A 21,953-nucleotide genomic window follows, 5' to 3' on the forward strand; every position below is an offset into this window, starting at 1 on the left:
AGGGATGCTTACGACCACTACGGGAGGCTGGCAGTGGCCGACACTGGTGGTAACGCCGTGATTCTGTGCCCTTGCCAGGGGACGGGCATTCATGATAGTTCTGATTCATGCACGGCGGCATCACCATGCCGCCTTTTACGTTGCACCGCGAAAAAGGAACAATCATGAACAAGACCGGTTTCCTCATCGACACCCATGCCCACATCGACGGCCACGACTTTGCCGCCGACTTCGACGAGGTGCTTGGCCGCGCCGCCGAGGCGGGGCTCTCCCATATCATCACCGTCGGTGCAGACCTTGAGTCGAGCCAGGCCGCCTGCGAACTGGCCCGAAAGCACGACCACATTTACTGCGCCGTCGGAATCCACCCCCACGACGCATCACGGGTGACCGAACGCTGCTACCAGGTCATTCGGGAGTTGGCCCAGGGGAACCCGAAGGTGGTGGCCATCGGCGAGATCGGTCTCGACTTCTACCGGGATCGCTCCCCCCGCGACGAGCAGGAACGGGTTTTCCGCCGCTTCATCCGCCTCGCCCGGGAACTGGCACTGCCGATCATCGTTCACGACCGGGACGCCCACGGCCGGGTCATGGCGATCCTGCGGGAGGAAAAAGCCGCAGAAGTAGGGGGAGTGCTCCACTGCTTTTCCGGCGACCTGACCATGGCGCGCGAATGCGTGGAGATGGGATTTTACCTCTCCATCCCCGGCACCGTCACCTACCCCTCCAACGAGCAGCTCCGCGAGGTGGTGCGCGGCATCAGGAGCGAGCACCTGCTCATCGAGACCGACTGTCCCTACCTCTCGCCGGTTCCCCACCGGGGAAAACGGAACGAACCGGCCCATGTCCGACTCACCGCAGCGAAGGTGGCGGAACTGAAGGGGCTCACCCTGGAGGATGTCGGGCGGATCACCTCTCTCAACGCCCGGCGGCTCTTCGGCATCGGGGGCAAGGACCAGGCGGCAAGGATCGCCTACCGGATCAGGAACTCCCTCTACCTCAACATCACTAACCGCTGCTCCAACCGCTGCTCCTTCTGCGCCAAGTTCGACGACTTCACCGTGAAAGGGCACTACCTGCAGTTGGACCATGAGCCGAACTTCGACGAGGTGATGGCCGCCATCGGCGATCCCGGCCCGGTGGACGAGGTGGTATTCTGCGGCTACGGTGAACCGATGCTCCGCCTCGACCTCATCAGGGAGGTAGCCGCGGCGCTCAAGAAAAGGGGCTTCCGCATCCGGATCAATACCGATGGCCAGGCGAACCTGGTCCATGGCCGCAACGTCCTGCCGGAACTGGAGGGGCTCATCGACTGTATCTCCGTAAGCCTCAACGCCGCCGACGCCGAAACCTACGCCCGCCTCTGCAACACCCCTTTCGGCCCATCGGGCTTCGACGGCGTCTGCCGGTTCCTCACGGAAGCGACCAAGCATATCCCGAAGGTGGTGGCCACGGCCGTCACCGTGCCGGGGATTGATATCGCGGCAGTGCGGAGGCTTGTCGAGACTCTGGGTGTCGAGTTCCGGGAGCGGGAGTATGCCGAGGTGGGATAGCGCCTATCGGTTTCAATATTTTACTTTAGCTAAAGAAAGCCTGCCCCAAGCGGGCTTTTTTTATTGTCGCTATTGCAATCATTCTCCTCGCATTCGTGCGAATCAATCGCACCCGCGCCAACCCAAAGCCTAACACATTGATTTTGCTGACCATTACAACTACACCCTATCCTTATCAGCGCGCTTGAGTTCGCCAAACGTATAACTTAATTTTGCATGATTGCGAATTACTGGGACAATCACCCTTGGGCCATACAAGCGGCCAACATTCGTAACAAATTGATTTACCAGAATTTTATAAAATATACTCAATTTTATAACAATGGTATGCAAGTTGCTGAAGGAGAGATGTATGAAAAATCGCTAAATGTCGCGAACGTCCATAAAAGGAGGTATCAACCATGTCGGACACGGTCAAGAACAGGGGATGGCAAGTGACCCTGGCGGGGACAGGCATCAACCTGGCCCTGGGAGTTCTCTACGCGTGGAGCATCTTCAAGGGGGCGATCAAGTCGTCCATCGAGAAGGGGGGACCCGGCGCATTCAACTGGGATAAGGCCTCCATCAACGACCCCTATGCGATCTGCTGCCTCGCCTTCGCCTTCTCCATGATCATTGCCGGCAAGGCCCAGGACAAGATCGGTCCGGCCCGCACGGCCCTCATCGGCGGCATTCTCGTGGGCACCGGCTTCGCCATCCTCTCCCAGAGCAACAGCTACCTGGCCTGGGTAATCGGCTTCGGGATCCTGGCCGGCTCCGGCTTCGGCTTCGGATACTCGGCGGCAACGCCTCCGGCCCTCAAGTGGTTCCCCTCCAGCAAGACGGGCCTCATTGCCGGCATCGTCGTTGCCGGTTTCGGCCTGGCTCCGGTCTACATCGCCCCCCTCTCCACTTGGCTCCTGGGCTCCGTGGGGATCCAGAACTCCATGCTCATACTGGCCGCCGCCTTTGCGGTTGTGGTCTGCGGCCTCTCCTTCTTCCTGGTGAACCCCCCCGCCGGATACGTTCCGGCCGACGCCCCCAAGGGTGATGCGACAGCCAAGGTGGCTCCGGCTAAGCCGACGGTAAACGCCACGGCGGGCGAAATGCTCAAGTCCGGCAAGTTCTATATCCTCTGGATCACCTACTTCATCGGCGCCGGCGCTGGCCTCATGGTCATCGGCAGCGTGGCCGGCATCGCCAAGAAGAGCATGGGCCCCATGGCGTTCGTGGCAGTTGCCATCATGGCGCTGGGCAACGCGGGTGGCCGCATCGTGGCCGGCATCCTCTCCGACAAGATCGGCCGGATGGCAACCCTCTGCATCGTGTTCGTCTTCCAGGCGGCCCTCATGTTCGCTGCGATCCCCCTCGTGGGCGCCGGGCACCCCAATGCCGTCCTCATCGTCCTCCTGGCCACCTTCATCGGCTTCAACTACGGCGCCAACCTCTCCCTCTTCCCCTCCTTCAGCAAGGACTACTGGGGGCTCAAGAACTACGGCCTCAACTACGGCCTCCTCTTCACTGCATGGGGCGTGGGCGGTTTCGTAATGGGGCGCGTCTCCGAGATGCTCAACACCTCGACCGGCAGCTTCACCACCTCCTTCACCCTGGCCGGCTCGCTCCTGATTGGCGGCGCGGTCATGAGCCTCGCGCTGCGGCCGGCCAAGGCTGCCAAGCCTGCCGAAATCGCCGTTGCCGAGCCTTCAGCCCAAGGCGGGTTCATGGAAAGCTTCATGCGCGGCTGCGCCGACTTCCTCGGCTTCACCCCCAGCCCGCGCGGCTTCTGACCTGGAAGCAGCCGCACCCATCTGCAGACAGAAAGGCCCTGCTCCGGCGGGGCCTTTTTCATTCATTTCATCGTTGAGTATCTCATATCACACCCGTCCAAATAGTGAATCATCCTCTGAAAATACAACATGACGCCCCGTCACGAGAGAGCTTGACAAAAGGTAGCGCCGGCACGTATATCCAATGAGAATCTCTCTCGTTTATCAGCACGCTCCGGCCCCGCCGGACTCGGTAATTAATCCATGTACAGCGACCATTTCGGTTTCAGTGACCCCCCCTTTGCCCTCACCCCGAACCCCGCGTTCCTCTTCCTGAGCTCCCGCCACCAGGAGGCCTTCGCCCACCTCCTCTACGGCATCGACACCCACGCCGGCTTCATCGAGCTGTCGGGGGAGGTGGGGACGGGGAAGACCACCGTAATCAGGACGTTCCTCAACCAGCTTGACTCCGATACCCACCGGACTGCCCTGATCTTCAACCCGACGGTTTCCCCCCTGGGGCTTTTGCAGGAAATCACCCGGGAGTTCGGCCTCTCCTGCGAGAGCGAAAAGAGCGAGCTTCTCGAAACGCTCAACCGCTTCCTCCTGGATGAAAACCGGGCCGGCCGCACCGTGGTTCTGGTTATCGACGAGGCCCAGAACCTCTCCCCCGAGGTCCTCGAACAGATCCGGCTCATCTCCAACCTGGAAACCGAGCGGGACAAGCTGATCCAGATCGTGCTCGTGGGGCAGCCGGAACTGAGAACCCTCCTGGCCCGGCAGGAACTCCGCCAACTGGACCAGCGGATCACGGTCCGCTTCCACCTGGAGCCCATGGGGCCGGACGACACCCGGAACTATATCCGCCACCGTATCAGGATCGCCGCCGGGGGGCGGGAGCCGGTTATTTTCTCCGCCGGCGCAGTAAAGAAGATATTCGGCTTTTCCGGAGGGCTTCCCCGGCTCATCAACGCAGCCTGCGACCGGGCGCTCCTCCTGGCCTACACCACCGAGGCCAGCGAGGTTTCGCCCGCCATGGCAGCCACCGCCATTGCCGACGTGGCCACGGAAACCCGCTCCCCCTCGCTGTCCCGACGCTTCGCAGTCGCTGCCACCCTCGTCCTGGTGGCGGCCCTGGGGGCAGGAACCTTCGCCCTGACGCGAAAAGGGGGCGAATCCCTTCCTACCGCATCCCCTCCCCCAACCGAGCCGGCCGCTTCCGGCGAGCACCCCCTGAAACGCACGGCGGCCTTGGCCGGCCTTGCCGCCGTGCCGGAGAAGGACAACCTCACAGCCGCGGTCAATGCCATTCTCCGGTCGTGGCAGGCTCCGCCCGTCGCCTCCACCCCGGCACCAACCGACCTCCGCACCCTTGCCCGGGAGCGGGGGCTGACCGTGACCGAACTCTCGGGCACCATCGCCGACCTGGCCCGCCTCGATACCCCCGCCCTCCTCCACATCACCCTTCCCCAAGGGGGGAAACGCCTCGTGGCCCTGACCTCCCTCGACAAGGGACGTATCAGCATCGAACCACCCATTGCCGGACGCTCGACCCTGACCGGGGATGAACTGTCGACACTCTGGAGCGGCCGCGCTTCGGTGATCTGGAAGAATTTTCATGGCATTCCCTCCCGGATGAAGCCGGGGGGGAGGAGCAAGGGGATCGGACAACTGCAGGAACTGCTGAAGGGAGCGGGATACTACGCAGGGGGGATATCCGGAACCTACGACACCGTCACCCAGGAGGCAATTCGCTCTTTCCAGACGGCGGAGGGGCTCGATGCCGACGGCAGGGCCGGGGAAAAGACCCTGCTCCTCCTTTACCGGAGAGCCGGAGGGTTCTTTCCGCCCGGCCTCACCCAGGGAAAAACGGTTGTCCGGACTGAAGCGGGTGACCGTTCCGGGGGTAACGTGGCACAGACACGATCAAATGGAGAGCAGAGCCGATGAGCCTGATACTCGATGCACTGAGAAAGATGGAGCAGGAACGCAAGGCCCGCCAGGGTGGCGGCATTGACATCCGACCGGATGTGCTGGGGCATACCCGCATCGAATCCGCAGGGAGGTCATGGGGAAACAAGCCCTTAATCCTCGTTGCCGCCGGCATCGTTCTCCTGGCGGCAGGCGTCGGGACAGGCATCGTGCTGAAGAAGGGAACCGAAGGGGAAAAACTGGAGCAATCCCGCTCCGTCGTCCGCAACGGGCCACTTCCCGCTGAGGAGGTGACCCCTGTCACGGACCCTTCTCCGCCGCACCTCAGCCCCACCCCAGCGGAAGCGCCACCGGCTGCCATACCGGCGAAACCGGCGGCGCCCCCAGTACCCGTCGCGGCACCAGCACCTAAACCGGTTCAGCGCCCTGTCGTGGTGGAGCAGTCGGCACCTGCGGAGTATCCGGGGGCGAACCTAACGGTCTCGGGCATTGCCTGGCAGGAGGAGCGGAGCCTGCGGCGGGCCGTGGTGAACGGGAACCTTGTGGGAGAAGGGGCCGAGGTTGCCGGCGCCCGGGTGGTCGAGATCGGCGAGCGGCGCGTGAAATTCTCCCAGGGAGGTCGGACCATCAGCGTATCGCTCTCCTCGCCGTTCCAGGGGAGGTAAGTAGTGCCTCTGTCTTTCGGCCCCGCGGGATAGGAACTTCATTTTCGGGGTCGGCAAGCGGTATTCGTGCAGGCTCCAAAGAAATCATCTTTGTTTCTTCCCCAGTTCACCGGCAATCCTCTCGGTTTCCTTGACCCGACGATAGAGATCCTCCACTTGCTGTCGCACGTCGGAAGTAGCCATTGAGAGCCGGTACATCTCCTTGATCTCGTCGGAGGCCTCCTTAAGCGTTTCGGAAACCATGGCGACAGTCTCGGCGGACTGGTCTTTTCGGAGAATGTCGACAAGGCGGTCGAGTATTGGGCCGACCAGTTCGAGCATCCTGGGAATGTGGGGACGATGGTCAGACGTGTGAACGGGCTTTTCATGGCGAAGTTCGTTTCCGGCTCCCTTTTCAGCGGCATACCCTCCAACTGTCGCTCCGGACAATAACACCCACCCCGCAGTGGCTATAATCAGTTTTTTCATGAATCCTCCCGCCCCGCCCACCGGTCTTTCGGTTGATTCCTTTTCCCGACTCCGGACAGATGGTAACCTGACCGTTCTTCCTGACTGCGTTCCCTCTTACATCTAGGCCCCACCCTTGCCACCGTCGCGGCAGCCACAGTCGCCGGGACGCCGAGGAGCAAAGCCGCCGCGGCGATCGGCAATCTCACGGACATGTACTGTCCCCCTGGACATAGGCGGGAGTCGTGACTGTCCCCTCGCTGTAAGGAGAGCGGTCAGAGCCGTTGAATGCCCTGATCCGGTACCGGTAGCTCCTCTGGGGCTCGATGCCGACCGTATCGGTATAGGTAAGCGGGGTTGCGGGAACCGTCGCCACAGGGACCCAGATACTATTGCCGACCCGCATCTCGATCTCGTACCCCTGGGGTGAGTCGCAGGGATTCGGCGAACATTCCAGCGCCGACCAGCCGAGTCGGACCTTGAAGGCATTGAGTGCTGTCAGGGTCAGATTCTGATTGGGCATCGCCGAGGTGGTGACACAGACCTGCGGGCTCGGCGCCGATTCCCCCCCGCTGTTCGCTGCCTTGACATGGTAACAGTACTGCGTACTTTCGGTCAGCCCGCTGCTGGTGGTGCTGGCGATGTTCGGCGTCGGTGACGTGCAGTCGATTCGTGGGACGGCATAGCCGCAATATGCTGTGCCATAAGTCGCCGCAACGTTGGCTATTTCACTCCACGACCCGCCGCCTCCCAGCTTCTGCTCGACCTTGTAACTGGTGGCACCGGTAACCACCGGCCAGCTGATCTGGATCTGGGAAGAGGAAAGGACTGTCGCCGTGGCGGTGGTGGAAGGCGGGGCGGTCGTTGCCGAACGCTCATTGCTGGGGGCCGAGGTCCCCGCGGCATTGACGACCTTAATCCGGTAGCCATAGAGGGTCCCGGCAGTCAGGCCGGTGTTGGAATAGGTGGTCACGTTCTGCCCGACCGTGGTGAGTTGCGCCCAGGCGCCCCCCTCAACCTGACGCTCGATGATGTAGGAGGTATTGCCAGTGATGTTGCTCCACGACAGATCGATCTTCGACGAGGTAATCCCGGTAAGGGGGTCAAGCACCGGCAACGCCGTGATCTGGGACACCTCGGCACTGTAGTCGGAGTCGCCGCCGGAACTGGTGGCCCTGATCCGATAGTAGTAGACCGTATCCGGAGTGAGACCGCCGTGGGCGTAGCTGGTGACGTTCTGACCGGCCGTGATGGTGCTCCAGCTTCCTCCGGCGCCTGCCTTCCAGTCGAGCTTGTAGCTCGTCTCGCCGTTGACGTTGTTCCATGAGATGTCCAGTTGGGTGGTGGAGGCGGCGCCCACCCCGGTGATCGCCGATGCGGAGGGGCGGGTGGTGAGGATCTGGGCATTACTCCAGGCGGAATTTCCTCCTGAATAGAGATCGCGGACCATGAACTGGTACGTGTAACCCGCGGTGAGCCCGGTTTTGGAGTAGGTTGTCGTGTCGGCAGCAAGACTCGCTATGGTGGTCCATCCACCCCATGCCCAATCATAGATCACATACTCCGGGTTGTCCGGATAGCTGAGAGTGCGCATCTGAACTTCATAACCGGTGTTGCCGGTGACGTTGTTCCACGAGAGATCGATCTGGGTCGTGGATGGAGACGTGGGCGCGGACAGGACCGGCGCAGGAAGCGGTGTGTACATGCATTTTTCGGTACTGTACACCGACGGGGGATTCCCCGGCAGCGTGCTGTAGGCCTTGACGCGGTAGCAGTACTGGGTCTGGAGCGCTAGCCCCGTGTCCGTGAAGCTGGTCGAATTGACAGCCATGCCAATGGCCCCCGTCACCTCGCCCCAGGTGCCGTCGGTCCCCAGCTTCCGCTCAAGGGTGTAGTTGGTTTCGCCAGGGATGTCGTTCCAGGAAACAGCAAGCGACGTTTCCGACGCCGGAGAAATGCTGACGGTTGGCGCACTCAGCCAGCTCCAGCCGATGATCTCATTGCTCGGCGCGGAGCTGTTCCCCGTGACGTTGGCGATGACGCGATAGCGATAGGCATAGCCGGCGGGGAGTCCGGTCCGCTGGTAAGTGGTGACGCCGGCTCCGACGGTTGTGAGCGTGGACCACCCCCCCCACGCCCATGACGTGTTGGCGACGGTGCAGTAAGAGGTGTCGTAGCCGCCGCCGTCGTAGTTGCAGCCCGACTCCTGAATGGTATACCCCGTCGCGCCTGTCACGGCGGTCCAGGAGAGGTCTATCTCGGACGTGGACACCCCGGCTGCGCTCGACAGCACCGGGGAGGTGAAGAGAGTAAGCGCCCCCTGCTCGCTGCTGTATGCCGAGTCACCTGCCGCGTTGGAACCCCGCAACCGGTAGTAGTACTGGGTGTTGAGCGTCAGGCCGGTATCATTGTACGTCAGCACATCCTGCGCGGTGGTGCCGATCTGGGACCAGCTCCCCCCCGCACCCTGCTTCCGTTCGATCTTGTAGCCGGTCTCGCCGGTGACGTTGCTCCAGGTGAGCGTCACCTGGGTGTCGGTTATGCCGGTGGGGGCGTTCAGCGTCGGAGCTGCCGGGATTGTGGTCGCCCCCCCTTCGTTGCTGGCGGAGGAGTAACCCGAGACGTTCTGCGAGCTGACCCGGTAGGTGTAGAGGGTACCGGCGGTCAGGCCGGTGTCGGAATAGGTGGTAATCCCAATTCCCGTGGTGGCGAGGGTGCTCCACGAACCGGCCTCCACCTTCCGCTCGATCCGGTAGCCGGTGTTGCCGGCCACGTTGTTCCACGACAGGTTGATCTGGCTCGTCGACACGACCTGGGGCGCCGCCAGTGTCGGCGCGGGGACCGTGGTGGTCACGCACGTTTCGATCCGCCGGGAGTTGATGCTCCCCACATAGGCCTCGATCCGATAGCAGTAGTTGGTGTCGGCGCTGAGCCCGCTGTCCTGGAACGTGATGGTGCCGGAGGCCCCGGTGTAGATGGGTGAGCCCCAGTCGGTGGTTGGCGTGGAGGGTCCGGGAGCCCGCCAGATGCGGAAGGAGGTGCCGGCAGTGTTCTCCCGCCATCCCAGGTTCATCTTGGTGTAGTCGGGCTGGGGAGTGGCGGTGAACGGCGCAGGCACCAGGATATAGCTGTTGGTCTGTTTCAGCACCCGATAGTCGGCATTGCTTGAGGCGTTCTTGGAAAAGCCGGCGATGAATGCCTCGCCCCGGTAGTTGGCGGCGATGGCTTCCGCTTCGTCCTGCCGGCCGGTGGCGTCATAGGAGAGCGCCCCCAGGAAGGTCCCCTCGTGGTTGTAGATGAGGGAGAGGATGTCTGAGCTGGCGTCATAGCTGACGTCGTAGTCGGGGCCGTTGCGGCTGTTGCCGGCCATGTAGATGTAGCCGGAGGAGTCTACCGCCAGGGCGGAAACATAGTCCTCCTTGCCGGGACGGTCAAAGTTCCGCTCCCAGACAACGGCGCCGTCGGCCTGGTTGTAGCGGATCAGGTGGAAATCGTGGTCGGCCGGCCCTGTCTCGCTGGAGCCGGCAACGATTATCGCCCCGTCGATGGGGTCGATCTTCAGGGCCATCCCCTTGTCGTTGCCGTTATTGGGGCCATTGTGGGACTTCTCCCAGATCCGGCGCTTGGAAGAGGAATCGGCTCCGTCATACTTGATGGTGTAGAAGTCGGAATTCCCGCCGGCGTTCACGATCGAACCGGTCACGTAGACATTCCCCGCAGCGTCAACGGCAAGGGAGCGGGCATAATCGTTCCCGTGGCCGGCGCCGTCGACGGTATCGGACCAGACCAGGGCTCCGGTCGCGCCGTTGAACTTGGCCGTGAACCAGTCGGTGCCGGCAGCGGCACTCTCCGTGTAGCCGGTTACGAAGACATTCCCCGCGCCGTCCATGGCCACGGCCGTGGGATACTCGTTCCTGCCGCTGTCGTAGACCGCCGCGGGCCAGGCGCGCGTACCGTCCTCGTTGTACTTGATAATGTAGATGTCGTCGTTGGCGGAGGCGTTCATCCCGTACCCGGCGATGACGCTTTTCTTCGTGGCATCCGTCGCCACTGCCACGGCGGCTGCCCGGTCGGACCCGTCCCTGCCGAACTGGTCGTTCCACCGTTCAGGAAGGGGAGCAGTTGCCGGATACTTGATCGTGTAGATCTCGTCGCTGTCCAACCCGCCTGCGCCGGCCAGGTAGGCGTTGCCGGAGACGATGACGTCGTTGTCGGGAAGCACCGACACCGCGGTGGCCCGGTCCATGCCGCCGGAACCGCTGTCGTAGCGTGCGGTCCATTTTTCGGACTTGTCGGCCCGATCCAGCTTGACCGTGTAGTAATCGGTGGAGAAGACCCCGGGGACCCCTTCCTCCTCCAGGGTGCTGTAGCCGGTGACGACCGGGTGGTCATCGGAGCCGACAGCGATGGCGGCTGTGTAATCCTCACCGTTATTGGGGGCATTATAGAGATACGCCCATGCCGGAGCATCATAGCTGACCACCTTGGTCAGGGCGTGGGCCTCGTCGCTGTATGCCGAGTTGCCATTCGCGGCGTTGTAGGCTCGGACCCGGTAGTAATAGTAATTGTTCGCCACAAGCCCCGCATCGTCGTATGCCGTTATGCCGGCCCCCACCGTGTTGATCTGCGACCAGGCGCCGTCATCGCCCAGTTTGCGCTCGATCTTGAAGCCGTCCTCGTTGCTGGAGTTATCGGTCCAGGTGAGGCGGATGGCAGTGTTCGAGGTTGCCGAGGCTGCCAAGCCGGTCGGCGCGTCAAGAGGGCCGAAATCATACACGAGCGCCACATAGTCGTAGTCCGCGGCACCGCTGGTCCAGGCATCGGACCATCCGGCCACGCACACGTTGCCCGAAGGCGCGAGGCCGATTCCCGCTGGCCGTTCGTTGCGGTGAAAAGCACCGTCGTAACGTTTCTCCCAGATAAGGGTGCCGGTATCCTTCTTCAGCTTCATGGTGAGGATATCGTCGCTTACAGTTGTGACGCTGTAGCCGGTTACGAAGACGCCGCCGGTCGCTCCCGAGGCCAGTGTGAGGCCGACGGCGATGTCATCATTGTCGGCGGCGGAGTTGATCACATTTTCCCAGACTATCTCGCCGGTACTCCCCACACGACGGGCGGCGTAATAATCCTCGTGGCCGGCCAGGGTCCAGCTGTAACCGGCCAGATAGACGTCGCCATCACTATCCACGAAGAGTGCGGCCGGGTCGTCGTCGAACCCGCCGTTCGTGGTTTTTGCCCAGAGGATCGCCCCGGTGGAGGCATCGTATTTCGCGGTGTAGATATCCTTGTCCGTCGCCGTGGTGACAACGGCGGCGATGACGATGTTCCCGGAAGGATCGAACGCGGCCGCCTTGCCGGAATCGGGGCGGGAACCGGCGGATGAGTACCGCCACTCGCGCACCTTTGTGGCCGAGAGGTTGTACTGGACCGTCAGACAGTCGAAATCGCTCCCGTTCCACGACTCCCCGGTCACGGCAAAGCCCGAGGCATTGGCGGCGATGGCCTTGACCCGGTCCGGGCCGTTTGCGGTACCGTTGTAGGTGACGGTGGCGGCCGGAGGATTGGCTGGTCCGGAGGTGCTGTTGGTGTATTTCAGGATCAGGTAGTCGTCGTTGCCGCCGGCATTCTGGGAGTAGCCAGCCACGTAGACAACGCCATTGGCGTTATCCACTGCGATTGAGGTGGCGATGTCGCTTCCCCCTGCCGAGCCCGCATAGGTATTCTCCCAGATGACCGCGCCCGTGGCGCCGTTGTACTTGATGGTGTGGATATCGTAGTTCGTGCCGTTCCAGGCATAGCCGGTAACTATTACGTGGCTGTTGGAGTCGGTGGCCACCGCTGCGATCCGGTCGCTCCCCCCTGCCCGGTCATAGCCGGCACGCCAGGCAACGCTGCCGTCGGTGTTGATTTTGACCGTCCAGTAGTTGTCATCGGTAGTGCCCGCAAGGTTCTGGTACCCAGCGACAATGATGTTGCCGGAGGCATCCACCGCCGAGGCCGTTGCCTCCTGCTTCCCTGCCCCGGCGTCCCGAACAGGGGAAGGGGACACCGGGTCGCCGCCGGCTCCTAGGACGGCAGAGGCCGATACCGCAAGCAGAATGACCATGAGCAGGCCTGAAGCCATGAAGGAAAACAGCCCCCCCCCCATACGCCGGTTACTGACATTGACGGCCACGGGGCCCCCCCTATATGTTTCTCGAACAGAGCTCATTTCATCACCAAGGCGACACATCGTTCCACCTCTGATCGGTCGAATTGCCATTGTGGCACGAGAGGGCGGTCCAGACACCCCGTGGGAACCCGTACCAGTTACCGCCGCGCCAGCCACTCCGGTTGGAGCCGCCGCCAGACGTCTTTCCACCCCTGTGATTCACGTCCATGCAGTTGGTCTGAAGTAGGCGCGGCAGGCCGGACACGTGGGGCTGATGGCACTTTGAACAGGGGTAGGAGTGCTCGTTGTTGGCTCCCCATCCCTGTACCGACTCATGGACACGGTCAAGGGTCTTGAATGCGGTATTCTTGTTGAGGCCGTCGGTCAGTTTCTCCTTCCGGTGGCAGTTCAGACAGAGACCGGCAAACTGGCTGTCGTTCTCCCTGATACGGTTGCCGTTATTGTTGACGTCCGTGGACAGGGTGTTCCGGTCAATCTTCCATGTCGGTGTCACATAAATGTTCGTTCCGAGCGTCGGCTGGGCCCTGTCGTCCTGGTAGGGAGAACTGAGCCAGGTACCTTTCAGGAGCGGCACACCGTAGGCCTGGTTGGCGCCGAGGGTCGGCGAGACGCCGTGGGGGTCGTGGCACGGGGTACAGAGGCCGTCGATGGTCCCCGTGGCCGAGTAGTTGAGGAACTTCTGGGCTTTCAAGTGCCCGCCGACGATGGTTTTCCTGCCGTCCCGCTCCGGATGGCGTGCCGTGGCCCCCTTGGTCCCCTGGCCGAAACGGGCTGTATCCATGTACCCCATGATCGGCGCCGTCGCCCCGAAGGTGGAGTTGTAGCCCCACGGCGTGGTCGTCCCCCCAGTGGCAGTCTCGTGGCAGTCGAAACACTGGGCCGCACCGGTCTTGTATGGGTTGGTTCCGGTTGAATTGGCGATCGCCTTGTAGTTCACGTTGTAGCCGCCCTTTCCCTTCTGGGTCTCCTTGAGGTTGCCGCCGTTCTTGGTGCCGTTGAAGGTGACATAACCCGACGTGGTGCCGACCGCCTTGGAGCCGTGGGAGTTGTGGCAGTCGAAGCACTGGACGTTCTGGGTCCCCGTGTCGCCGCGAGTGATCGGGATGGCGGCGTCATAGCCGGTGGCGGCGCTCCATCCCCCCTTGTTGGCAACCGCATTGCCATGGGCGGAGAACGACTTGGTCACGGTGTCCTTCTTGTTGGCGTTGGGATAGGTGGCGGAGTTGTACTTGCCCCAACTGGTGGTGCCGGTCTGGGAATAGCGGGCCGCGATGCTCTGGCGGTCCCAGGCGTACTGGCGCGGCGTCTTGCAGTCGTCGAAGGGCTTGGTGTCGTTGTTCTGATCGCTGTGGCAGCCGATGCAGTGGTTGGTCACCTTGCCCACCTCGGCACGTTCGCTGCCCGTCCCCATATTGGCGGCCAGGAACTGGACGGCCGTCGTCGTGTTGTAGAACGTGGGCCGCAGGCCGGGCTTCCAGACCACCAGGTCCACCTTGGCGTTCTTGACCGAGGTGTAGTTCTTGTAGTCATACCCTTCGTGATAACGGCGATCGATGAGACCTTCCGACGTCGCCTCCCAATGGCAGGCATAGCAGTGGCGGTTGTTGACCTCCACCCCCTGGACGTGGTGGGAGTTGGCCTTCATCTGCCCCATGACGTCCATCCGCTTGCCCACCGAACCCGCATGGCACTTGGTGCAGTCACGCGGCAGGCCGAAGGCGGTATGCTTGGGCACCGGCTTCTTGTTGGAGTGGCAGCTGTTGCATGCCTGTTTGTTGGCATGGCTGTCGGCAAAGCGGTGCTCGTGGCAGGTGGTGCAGACCCGTCCGAGGTTGTGGGAGTCGCCGCCATCCTTGGTGTAGTGCTTGCTGTTGGTGGAATGGCAGACGTTGCAGATGCCGTTGATGGGAAGGTCCGGATTCTGCGGGTCCTTGATCCGCACGTAATCGCTGCCGCTCCCCTTCTGGGTGAAGACAACGGGGGCGAGGGACTGGGGAACCCCCTGCCGGGCATCTGTAGTGGTAGCGACCTTGTCGTGGATCATGTAGATGTTTGAATCGCCATGGGGGTCGTGGCAGTTCCAGCAGAATTTGCCCCCTTTCCAGACGCCGTTCTGCTCGTAGGCGCGGAAGTGCTTGTAGCCAAAATGGCTTGCCGAGGCCCGCGCCTGCTTGGGCTTGATCAGGCGGGTCCCTTCCATTTTCGGATCGAATCCGAGCGAATACTTGTTGGGATTGTCGACGGGAGCGGTGTGGCAGCTCGTGCATTGGCCGCCGCTGTCATCATCGTGGCACTGGAGGCAAACCCCCATCATGACGTACTGATTCTTGACGTCATCCTTCTCCGCCGGAGTCCAGAAGCGGGTGCTGCCGGTCTTGTGGATGGTCGAATCGTTGGTGTGGCAGCTCGCCACGCAGCTGGTCGAATTGCCGGCGTACGGTCCGTGGTTCTGGGTGAAGCGCGCACTGGTGATGTTGGCCAGCTGCGGCGCAAGAGATTCGGCGGTATCGTGGCACTTGCGGCACTCGTAATCCTTACCTTCCATGTGGCAGTACACGCATTCCTTCTCAAAGCGCCGTTCATACTGGAGATGCCTGCGCAAGCGGAAGCGGTTGCTCGAGTAATTGTGCAGAACGTTGTTGTCGTGGCAGTACCAGCAGGGGTTGCCGGGGAAATTGGCCGCCGGGTTCCCCGACGCGGGGTAGCGGCCGGACGACGAGTAGCGGCCGTGTCCCGCCGAGTACCACTGGGTCATGTTGATTTTTGCCCGTACCCCGTTATTGAACCCGCCGTAATCGTCCACGTCATCCCCGGACGTACCGTGGCAGCCGAGGCATGTCACGGCGCTGCTGACCGAGCCTCCCCAGACCGGGTCGGTCCCCCCGGTATGGCATACAGTATTGGAGCAGGCCTTGGAGACCTGGTTGTAGCTCCCCCCATCCCTGAAGACCACATCCTTGGACTTGTTAACGTGAAAGGCGCCGTTCAGGTGGGACGACTCTCCCATGTTCCCGCTTGGGATGCTGGTCGTGTGACAGGAGGCGCAATCCCCGATGACCGTGGCGGCATGGCAGTTGTCACAGGTGAAATTCGTTTCCGAATGGCGGGGATGGGAGTTGGCGCGGGGAGTGCCTGCACCGGCATTGGGGAACATCGGCATCGCCTCCATCCACTCCTGGCCCGCAGGGAAGGCGTACGATCCGAGGGTGCCGAAGCGCGCCGGAAGGGTCCACTCTTTCCCGTTTTCCATCCGCCCGTCATGACAACCAGTGTTCGAACAGGCACCACGGGGGTGGCCATGACAGTCGTTGCAGCCGGCCTTGGACGCGGTCCAGGGGAAGGCGCGGACCGTTTCGGGATCGGTGGTACCGTCGCTGTGGCAGTAGACGTTGGAACAGACCTTGGTCGCCGAATCATAGGACGCATCACCCCGGCCGACAATGTTCCACTGGGATGCCATCTTCACATCCTTTGTACCGTTGACGTGCCTCGTCGTGTCGATGATGTTCCCTGCTCCGTCAGTGGTGGCACTGTGGCAGTAGGAGCAGGGGTACTTCCGGATCCAGTGGGAGCCCACCAGTTTGTTGTGGCCGTTGCTGCTCATGTTGAGGTAGGGGGTGCATTTTGTCTTTCCGCTGTCCCACGTCCCCCCCACGCTTGTACAATTAGCCTCGGTGCTGTCGGAGCTGCGTCCGCGGTGGCACGAATAGCACTTCATGGTTCCCGAATCGGACCAGCGGGCGGTCGTGAACGGCCCATTGCCGCGGCCATCACTGTGGCAGTAAAGGTTCATGCAGGTACCATCGCGGGTCGGGCTCTGGCTCGGAAGATACTGGGGATAAGTGACCGTCCCGCTATAGGTGCCGCCGTTGTTGGGCGATTTGGTGAATTTTACAACGAGCGAGCGCTTGCCAACGCTCGTGGCATGGGCAAAGGGGCGCGGCTCGACGGTGTGATCCGTGTGACACGAGGCACAACTCCCCGTCCCGGTCCCCAGGTAGTCGCCATGCTTCGTGCCGGGGCCTGACGCCGCCGGGTGGTTCCCATCGTTTGGGGCGGCGCCGTGGCAGGCGGAACAGCCGGCAGGGGCAGCCAGGGGTGACGAACCCCAGATCGGGGTCTCAGCTTCGAAATGACAGTTGATGTTCGCGCAGTTTCCGGGGATGGGAGTCGCACTCTGAGACGACGAAGTGCGGTTGCGAAAGGCAGTGGCAAGGGGAGAATTGTTGACGCGGCTCGAAATCCTGATACTGCCGTTGCGGTGGGACGATGTGTACGATGCGCTCCCTGGATGGCACTGGGAGCAACTGGAGGGCACAGCGGACGCGTCCATGTGGGTCCGGTGGTTCCCCGGGAAACCGCCCGAACTTATGTTCCGGTAGGCACTGTCGACGGGCCGGTAATCAGCCGTTCCCGGAGAACCGTGGCAGTTGAAACATTCTATCGCACCTTCGGCTGAGCCGGCCAGAGACAATACACCAACACACAATAGAATCAACAACGAGCCAACACTCCGCCAGGTGCCCTTGCCGATCACACCACCCCTCCCCATTCCAATACAAAGCACAGATTATGTCAAATGGCTAAATAGCACGCTCTTGCTTACAAGCACCTCAGAGCATTAGTGAATATTTTATATATACCTAATTATTCAATCGACAAGTTATTGTCACTATCTCTAGCCAAATAGCCGGCAACGTGGGTAAGCCGCACACAAAAAGATGCAATATCAACAAATTGCATCTTGTATGTACATGCCTGAATGAAAAAAGTGCAATAGTCGAGCCTATTCCCGAACAATCATGGAGGAAATCTCTCCGGCGAGCAGGAGGAGATCGGTAGAAGAAAAAAAAGGAGCCGCTCGGCTCCTTTTCCAATACACCTATTTCCCCTTAGGATACTTGTGACATCCGTCCTTCAACCGGTCGATACAATTATTCGCTACCGTCCCTATTGTGACAATGGCAAGGAAACGCCGTTGTCGCCTAATCAGTTTCTCCGGAGAAAGTCTCCGCTCCCGGCTCACAGCGATTGTAGTCGTCGTCGAAGCGGACGATGTCGTCCTCGCCAAGATACTCACCGCTCTGCACCTCGATGATGACGAGGGGAATCTTGCCGGGGTTCTCCAACCGGTGGTTCTGGGCGATGGGGATGAAGGTGGACTCGTTCACATTGACCATGTACTCCTCATCCCCGCAGGTCACCTTTGCGGTGCCGGAGACCACGATCCAGTGCTCGCTCCGGTGGTGGTGCATCTGGAGCGACAGCCGCTGCCCGGGGTTCACCTCTATTCTCTTGATCTTGTAACTGTTGTTCTCCTCAAGGACCGTATAGGTCCCCCAGGGGCGTTCGCCTCGTTCCAACACAGGATCTCCCTCCCGTCAGCTTTTTCTCGCCGGCCGCCGCTTTTCCAGATAATTTTTGAGCGCCTCGCGCCACTCTTCCAGTTCCAGTCCGGCATCGTGGGTGAGCTTGTCGCAGTCGAGGACCGAATAGAGGGGCCGCGGCGCCGGGCGTCCCAGCTCTTCAGTGCTCTGGGGGCGCACCGTCATCCCGACGCCCGCTTCGGCAAAGATCGCCCCGGCGAATTCGTACCAGGAACAGATGCCGCGGTTGGCGGCGTGGTAGGTGCCCCGACAGTTGTTCTCGATGAGTTCGGTGATGACGAGAGAGAGGTCCACGGTCCAGGTGGGGGAGCCGATCTGGTCGTCCACCACGGCGATCTCGGTCCGCTCCCCGGCAAGCCGCAACATGGTCTCCACGAAGTTCTTTCCCCCATGGCCATAGAGCCACTGGGTCCGGACGATGAGGTGATCAGGGTTCTCCCGGGCCTTTTTCTCCCCCAGGAGCTTCGATTTGCCGTAGACGCTCAGGGGATTGACCCGATCATCCTCTACGTAGGGTGCTCCCTTGGTGCCGTCGAAAACGTAATCGGTGCTCACCTGAACGAGGAGCGCCCCGATTTCCCGGGTCGCGACTGCCAGGTGCCCCACACCTTCCCCGTTCACGCGCATGGCGAGGTCGACATTGGTTTCGCACCCGTCGACATCGGTGTAGGCGGCGCAGTTCACCACCACCCGGGGCTTGAGGGTCAGGAGCACTCGACGCACCGATTCCGGCGAGGTGATGTCGATCTCCTCGATGTCCACCCCGCGCACGTCTCCCGGCAGCACCCGCATGAGGTCCTGGCCGAGCATCCCCTTGGCGCCGACGACGAGAATCATGACTCTCCTCCATACTGTTTCTCGTAATAGTCCCGATAGGCCCCCGAGGTGACCTCCTCGACCCACGCGCCATTGGCCAGATACCAGTCAACGGTCTCGGCGATCCCCCGCTCGAAGGTGTAGGATGGCTCCCACCCGAGCTCCCTCTTGATCTTTGCGGCGCTGATGGCATAGCGCCGGTCGTGGCCCAGGCGGTCCTTCACGAAGGTGATGAGCCCCCGGCTCTCCCCCTTCGGCCTGCCGAGCCTCTCATCGAGGAGATCACAGAGGAGTTGGACGATGTCGATGTTGAACCACTCGTTGTTTCCGCCGATATTGAAGACCTCCCCCGGCTTCCCCCCCTTGAGGACCGTCTCGATGGCCGAGGAATGGTCCTTCACGTGGAGCCAGTCGCGGACGTTCCTGCCGTCGCCGTACACCGGGAGGGGCTTGTTGGCCACGATGTTGTGAATCATGAGGGGGATGAGTTTCTCGGGGAACTGGTAGGGACCGTAGTTGTTGGAGCAGCGGGTGATGAGGGCCGGGAAGCCGTAGGTCTCGGAGTAGGCCCGCACGATGAGGTCGGACCCCGCCTTGCTGGCCGAATAGGGGGAGTTGGGAGCCAGCGGGGTCTCCTCGGTGAAGTAGCCGGTTTCACCGAGGGTGCCATAGACTTCGTCGGTGGATACGTGGAGAAACCGGAACCGCTCCACGGCCTTCGCCTCCCGGTGCCGGCGGCTCTCCTCCAGGAGCACCTGGGTACCGAGGACGTTGGTGCGGACAAAAATCTCCGGGCCGGTAATGGAGCGGTCCACGTGGGACTCGGCGGCGAAGTGGACCACCGCCTCGATCCGCTCCTCGGCCAGGAGTTCACGGACCAGTTCAGCGTTGCAGATGTCCCCCCTGACAAAGCGGTAGTCGGGGCTCTTCTCAACTCCCACGAGGTTCTTCAGGTTCCCCGCATAGGTGAGGATATCCAAGTTGACCACCCGGCAGCCGGGGTTGGCGGCCATGAAGTGGGTGATGAAGTTGGAGCCGATGAATCCGGCGCCGCCGGTGACGAGAATGGCGCGTGGAACAAACGTTTCAGGCATGGAAACCTCTCTTATCATACGATACGGCTGGAAGCCTGCCGGACCTAGAATACCCTGACCGTCCCCAGCGACCCGATCCCCGCCAGGTTGAAGTTCACGAAGAAATCCTTCGTGTCGACCCGATCCCGGTAGGTGACGCTGACACTCCAGCACTGGTGCCGGTATTCAGCGGAATAGAACGACTCCAGGAAGTCCTTCTTGTCAAAAGAGTAGCGGGCAGCATAGCTCAGGAACACCGGCTTCAACAGGGCAACGGAGGCCCTCCCCTCCAGGTAGTCTACCTCATCGCGGGCGAAGCGGTAGGTCACCCCCACGCTATTGCCGCGTTCATCCTTTGCGTCGGCGGAAACGGCTGTTGTCGAGATGTTGTCATCATACACATTGAACCGGCTGTCAAGGGAGAGGGATACCTGTTTCAGGGGATTGACCCTGGCCTCCAGCATCACGTCGGTAAAAGGACGCTTATTGTCCACGAGCGTCAGGAGATCGCGCCGATCGCCGCTGAAGTCGTATCCCTGGGAAAGCCGCAGATAGAGCAGCTCCCGGTACTCGTCACTGCCTCCCGGACCGGGGAACTTGCCGGTCACATAGTTGGCCAGGGAGTAGACGACGCGGTTTTCGTGAACGAGACGGTCGTTGTAGTCGAAGAAGGGAAGCCCCTGCTGCTGCCGGTTCTGCACGAAACTGTACCGTACCTCGGGGATCAAAACATGGCGAACCTTGGGAATGGCCGCGTATCCTGTCTCGTAGACCCGTGCCAGGGTTGACGAGAGCGCCCCTCCCCCCGTGAAGAGGCCCATGCCGTGGTGGCCGTCGGCCTCCGGAAGATTGTTAGGGTCATTGGGGGGGACGTCAAAGGCATTGTAGAGCCGAAGGCGGTAGCCGGCCCATGCCGTAGCCTCGATAGTATCGAAGGGCTTCGCATAGGCGGTCAGGACCGGGTGGATATCGAGCCGTTGCCCCTTGATCCCCTCGCTGCGGTAGAAGTTGGTGAAGCTCGATTCGTGGGATATGAAGAGCGGCGTACCGAAGAGCCGCTCCCTGACACCGAAGAGGCTGATGACCGGGAGTTTCTGAAGCGTCTTGCGGTTGTCGGGAATTTCCTCGCGCAGATCCTCCACGTATTTGAATTCTCCGACGAGCACCTGCCTGTGGAACTGTTTGGTGAGGGAGAGGGACGAATCGAGTTGGTTCCGGTTGTAATCCCCGGTCTGTTCGGCGAAATCACGGTAGAAGTTCCGGTCGGTGACCAGGTTGATATTCGACTTGATGTTGAAGGTATCGGAAATGTTTTCCTGATGCTTCTGACTCATGTCCCCCCGGAACCGCTGCTGGTTGGAGTCGTAGATGGCATAGCCGCGGAAACTCCCTTCGCTTCCCCGCTTCCGGATGTAGCGGTAGTCAACGCCGAGTCCTTCACCGCGCTTGCTCTGGATGTCGAGATTGATGGTGGCATCCTGGCTCGGGCTGATGGCCCAGTAGTAGCCGAGGTTAAAGGTGAGCCCCTTCTTGCTGGAGTTGCCGCCGCGGGGAGTAAGAAAGCCCGACTGCCGCTCCGTCCTTACCGGAAACACGATATAGGGGAAATAGAAGATCGGCACGTCGCTCAGGTAGAAGAGAGCGTGCTTGCCAGTGGCGTATTCTCCAAGGGTGACATTCACGTCAGAGGCCGAAAACTTCCAACTGGGTCGCTCGGCGTCGCAGGTGGTGAAGATTCCTTTCTCGAGCCGGTAGCTGTCGGGGCCCAGCTTGTACATCCGGGCGGCGCGGATGTGAAAGTTACCCTTCCTGATGAAGGCGTTTCCCTGCTCCACCTCTCCCGTCTCATCCTCGTAGTTGATCCGCAGCCGATCAGCGCGCAGCATGTCGCCATCGCTCTTGAGGGACACGTTTCCCAAGGCCTCGGCTTCATTGCGATCCGGGAAGAGGAGCGCCTTGTCCGACAGGAGCGTCATCCCCCGTCCCCTTATCCGGACGCTCCCCGCGGCCTCGATGCGGTCCTGGGCCGCCTCGTGGGTGAGGGTATCCGCCTCCACATGGATCGGGCCGCCCGCGTCGCCCTGGGCCAACGCCGGTGCCGGCGCCGAAAGGAGAAATGGCGCGAAGAGAAGGAGGTGTCTGTATGAATAAATTCCCATGGGT

Annotated in this window: 11 protein-coding genes; 4 read left to right on the forward strand and 7 right to left on the reverse strand. The window is 61.6% G+C overall.

The features are described from left to right. Window positions 1–164 precede the first annotated feature (164 nt). From KI811_RS01110 to KI811_RS01125, 4 genes are all read left to right on the forward strand, one after another. On the forward strand, window positions 165–1,553 hold the full coding sequence (locus tag KI811_RS01110) for a TatD family hydrolase (RefSeq protein WP_214184645.1): 1,389 nt from the start codon (window positions 165–167) through the stop codon (window positions 1,551–1,553). A 401-nt stretch (window positions 1,554–1,954) separates the two neighbouring features. Then, window positions 1,955–3,319: an L-lactate MFS transporter gene (locus KI811_RS01115; RefSeq protein ID WP_214184646.1), complete on the forward strand. Its 1,365-nt coding sequence runs from the start codon at window positions 1,955–1,957 to the stop codon at window positions 3,317–3,319. A 243-nt stretch (window positions 3,320–3,562) separates the two neighbouring features. Next, complete coding sequence (locus KI811_RS01120) at window positions 3,563–5,248, forward strand: AAA family ATPase (RefSeq protein ID WP_214184647.1); 1,686 nt, start codon at window positions 3,563–3,565, stop codon at window positions 5,246–5,248. After that, on the forward strand, window positions 5,245–5,895 hold the full coding sequence (locus KI811_RS01125) for a hypothetical protein (protein WP_214184648.1): 651 nt from the start codon (window positions 5,245–5,247) through the stop codon (window positions 5,893–5,895). The genes KI811_RS01120 and KI811_RS01125 overlap by 4 nt, the downstream gene beginning before the upstream one ends. A gap of 84 nt (window positions 5,896–5,979) precedes the next feature. Here KI811_RS01125 and KI811_RS01130 read toward each other — a convergent pair whose 3' ends face one another. The 7 genes from KI811_RS01130 to KI811_RS01160 form a co-directional block, all read right to left on the reverse strand. Further along, window positions 5,980–6,363 (reverse strand): hypothetical protein, encoded by a 384-nt coding sequence (locus KI811_RS01130; protein ID WP_214184649.1) that lies wholly within the window; start codon window positions 6,361–6,363, stop codon window positions 5,980–5,982. A 184-nt stretch (window positions 6,364–6,547) separates the two neighbouring features. Further along, window positions 6,548–12,517, reverse strand: a complete 5,970-nt coding sequence (locus KI811_RS01135; protein WP_214184650.1) for a fibronectin type III domain-containing protein — start codon at window positions 12,515–12,517, stop codon at window positions 6,548–6,550. A gap of 40 nt (window positions 12,518–12,557) precedes the next feature. Next, a complete protein-coding gene (locus KI811_RS01140) occupies window positions 12,558–16,847 on the reverse strand; it encodes a CxxxxCH/CxxCH domain c-type cytochrome (RefSeq protein WP_246551215.1) in 4,290 nt (1,429 codons plus the stop codon). A 652-nt stretch (window positions 16,848–17,499) separates the two neighbouring features. Next, the gene (locus tag KI811_RS01145; protein WP_214184652.1) at window positions 17,500–17,877 is read right to left on the reverse strand and encodes a cupin domain-containing protein; all 378 of its coding nucleotides are present in this window, start codon (window positions 17,875–17,877) and stop codon (window positions 17,500–17,502) included. Window positions 17,878–17,895: 18 nt separating this feature from the next. Beyond that, window positions 17,896–18,738, reverse strand: coding sequence for a dTDP-4-dehydrorhamnose reductase (gene rfbD, locus KI811_RS01150; RefSeq protein ID WP_214184653.1), 843 nt, complete (start codon window positions 18,736–18,738; stop codon window positions 17,896–17,898). Continuing rightward, window positions 18,735–19,811: a dTDP-glucose 4,6-dehydratase gene (gene rfbB, locus KI811_RS01155; RefSeq protein WP_214184654.1), complete on the reverse strand. Its 1,077-nt coding sequence runs from the start codon at window positions 19,809–19,811 to the stop codon at window positions 18,735–18,737. The genes rfbD and rfbB overlap by 4 nt, the downstream gene beginning before the upstream one ends. 44 nt (window positions 19,812–19,855) lie before the next feature. Next, window positions 19,856–21,949 (reverse strand): LPS-assembly protein LptD, encoded by a 2,094-nt coding sequence (locus KI811_RS01160; protein WP_214184655.1) that lies wholly within the window; start codon window positions 21,947–21,949, stop codon window positions 19,856–19,858. Between the last annotated feature and the right edge of the window lie 4 nt (window positions 21,950–21,953).

The organism is Geobacter hydrogenophilus, assembly GCF_018501225.1.
Classification (GTDB): domain Bacteria; phylum Desulfobacterota; class Desulfuromonadia; order Geobacterales; family Geobacteraceae; genus Geobacter; species Geobacter hydrogenophilus.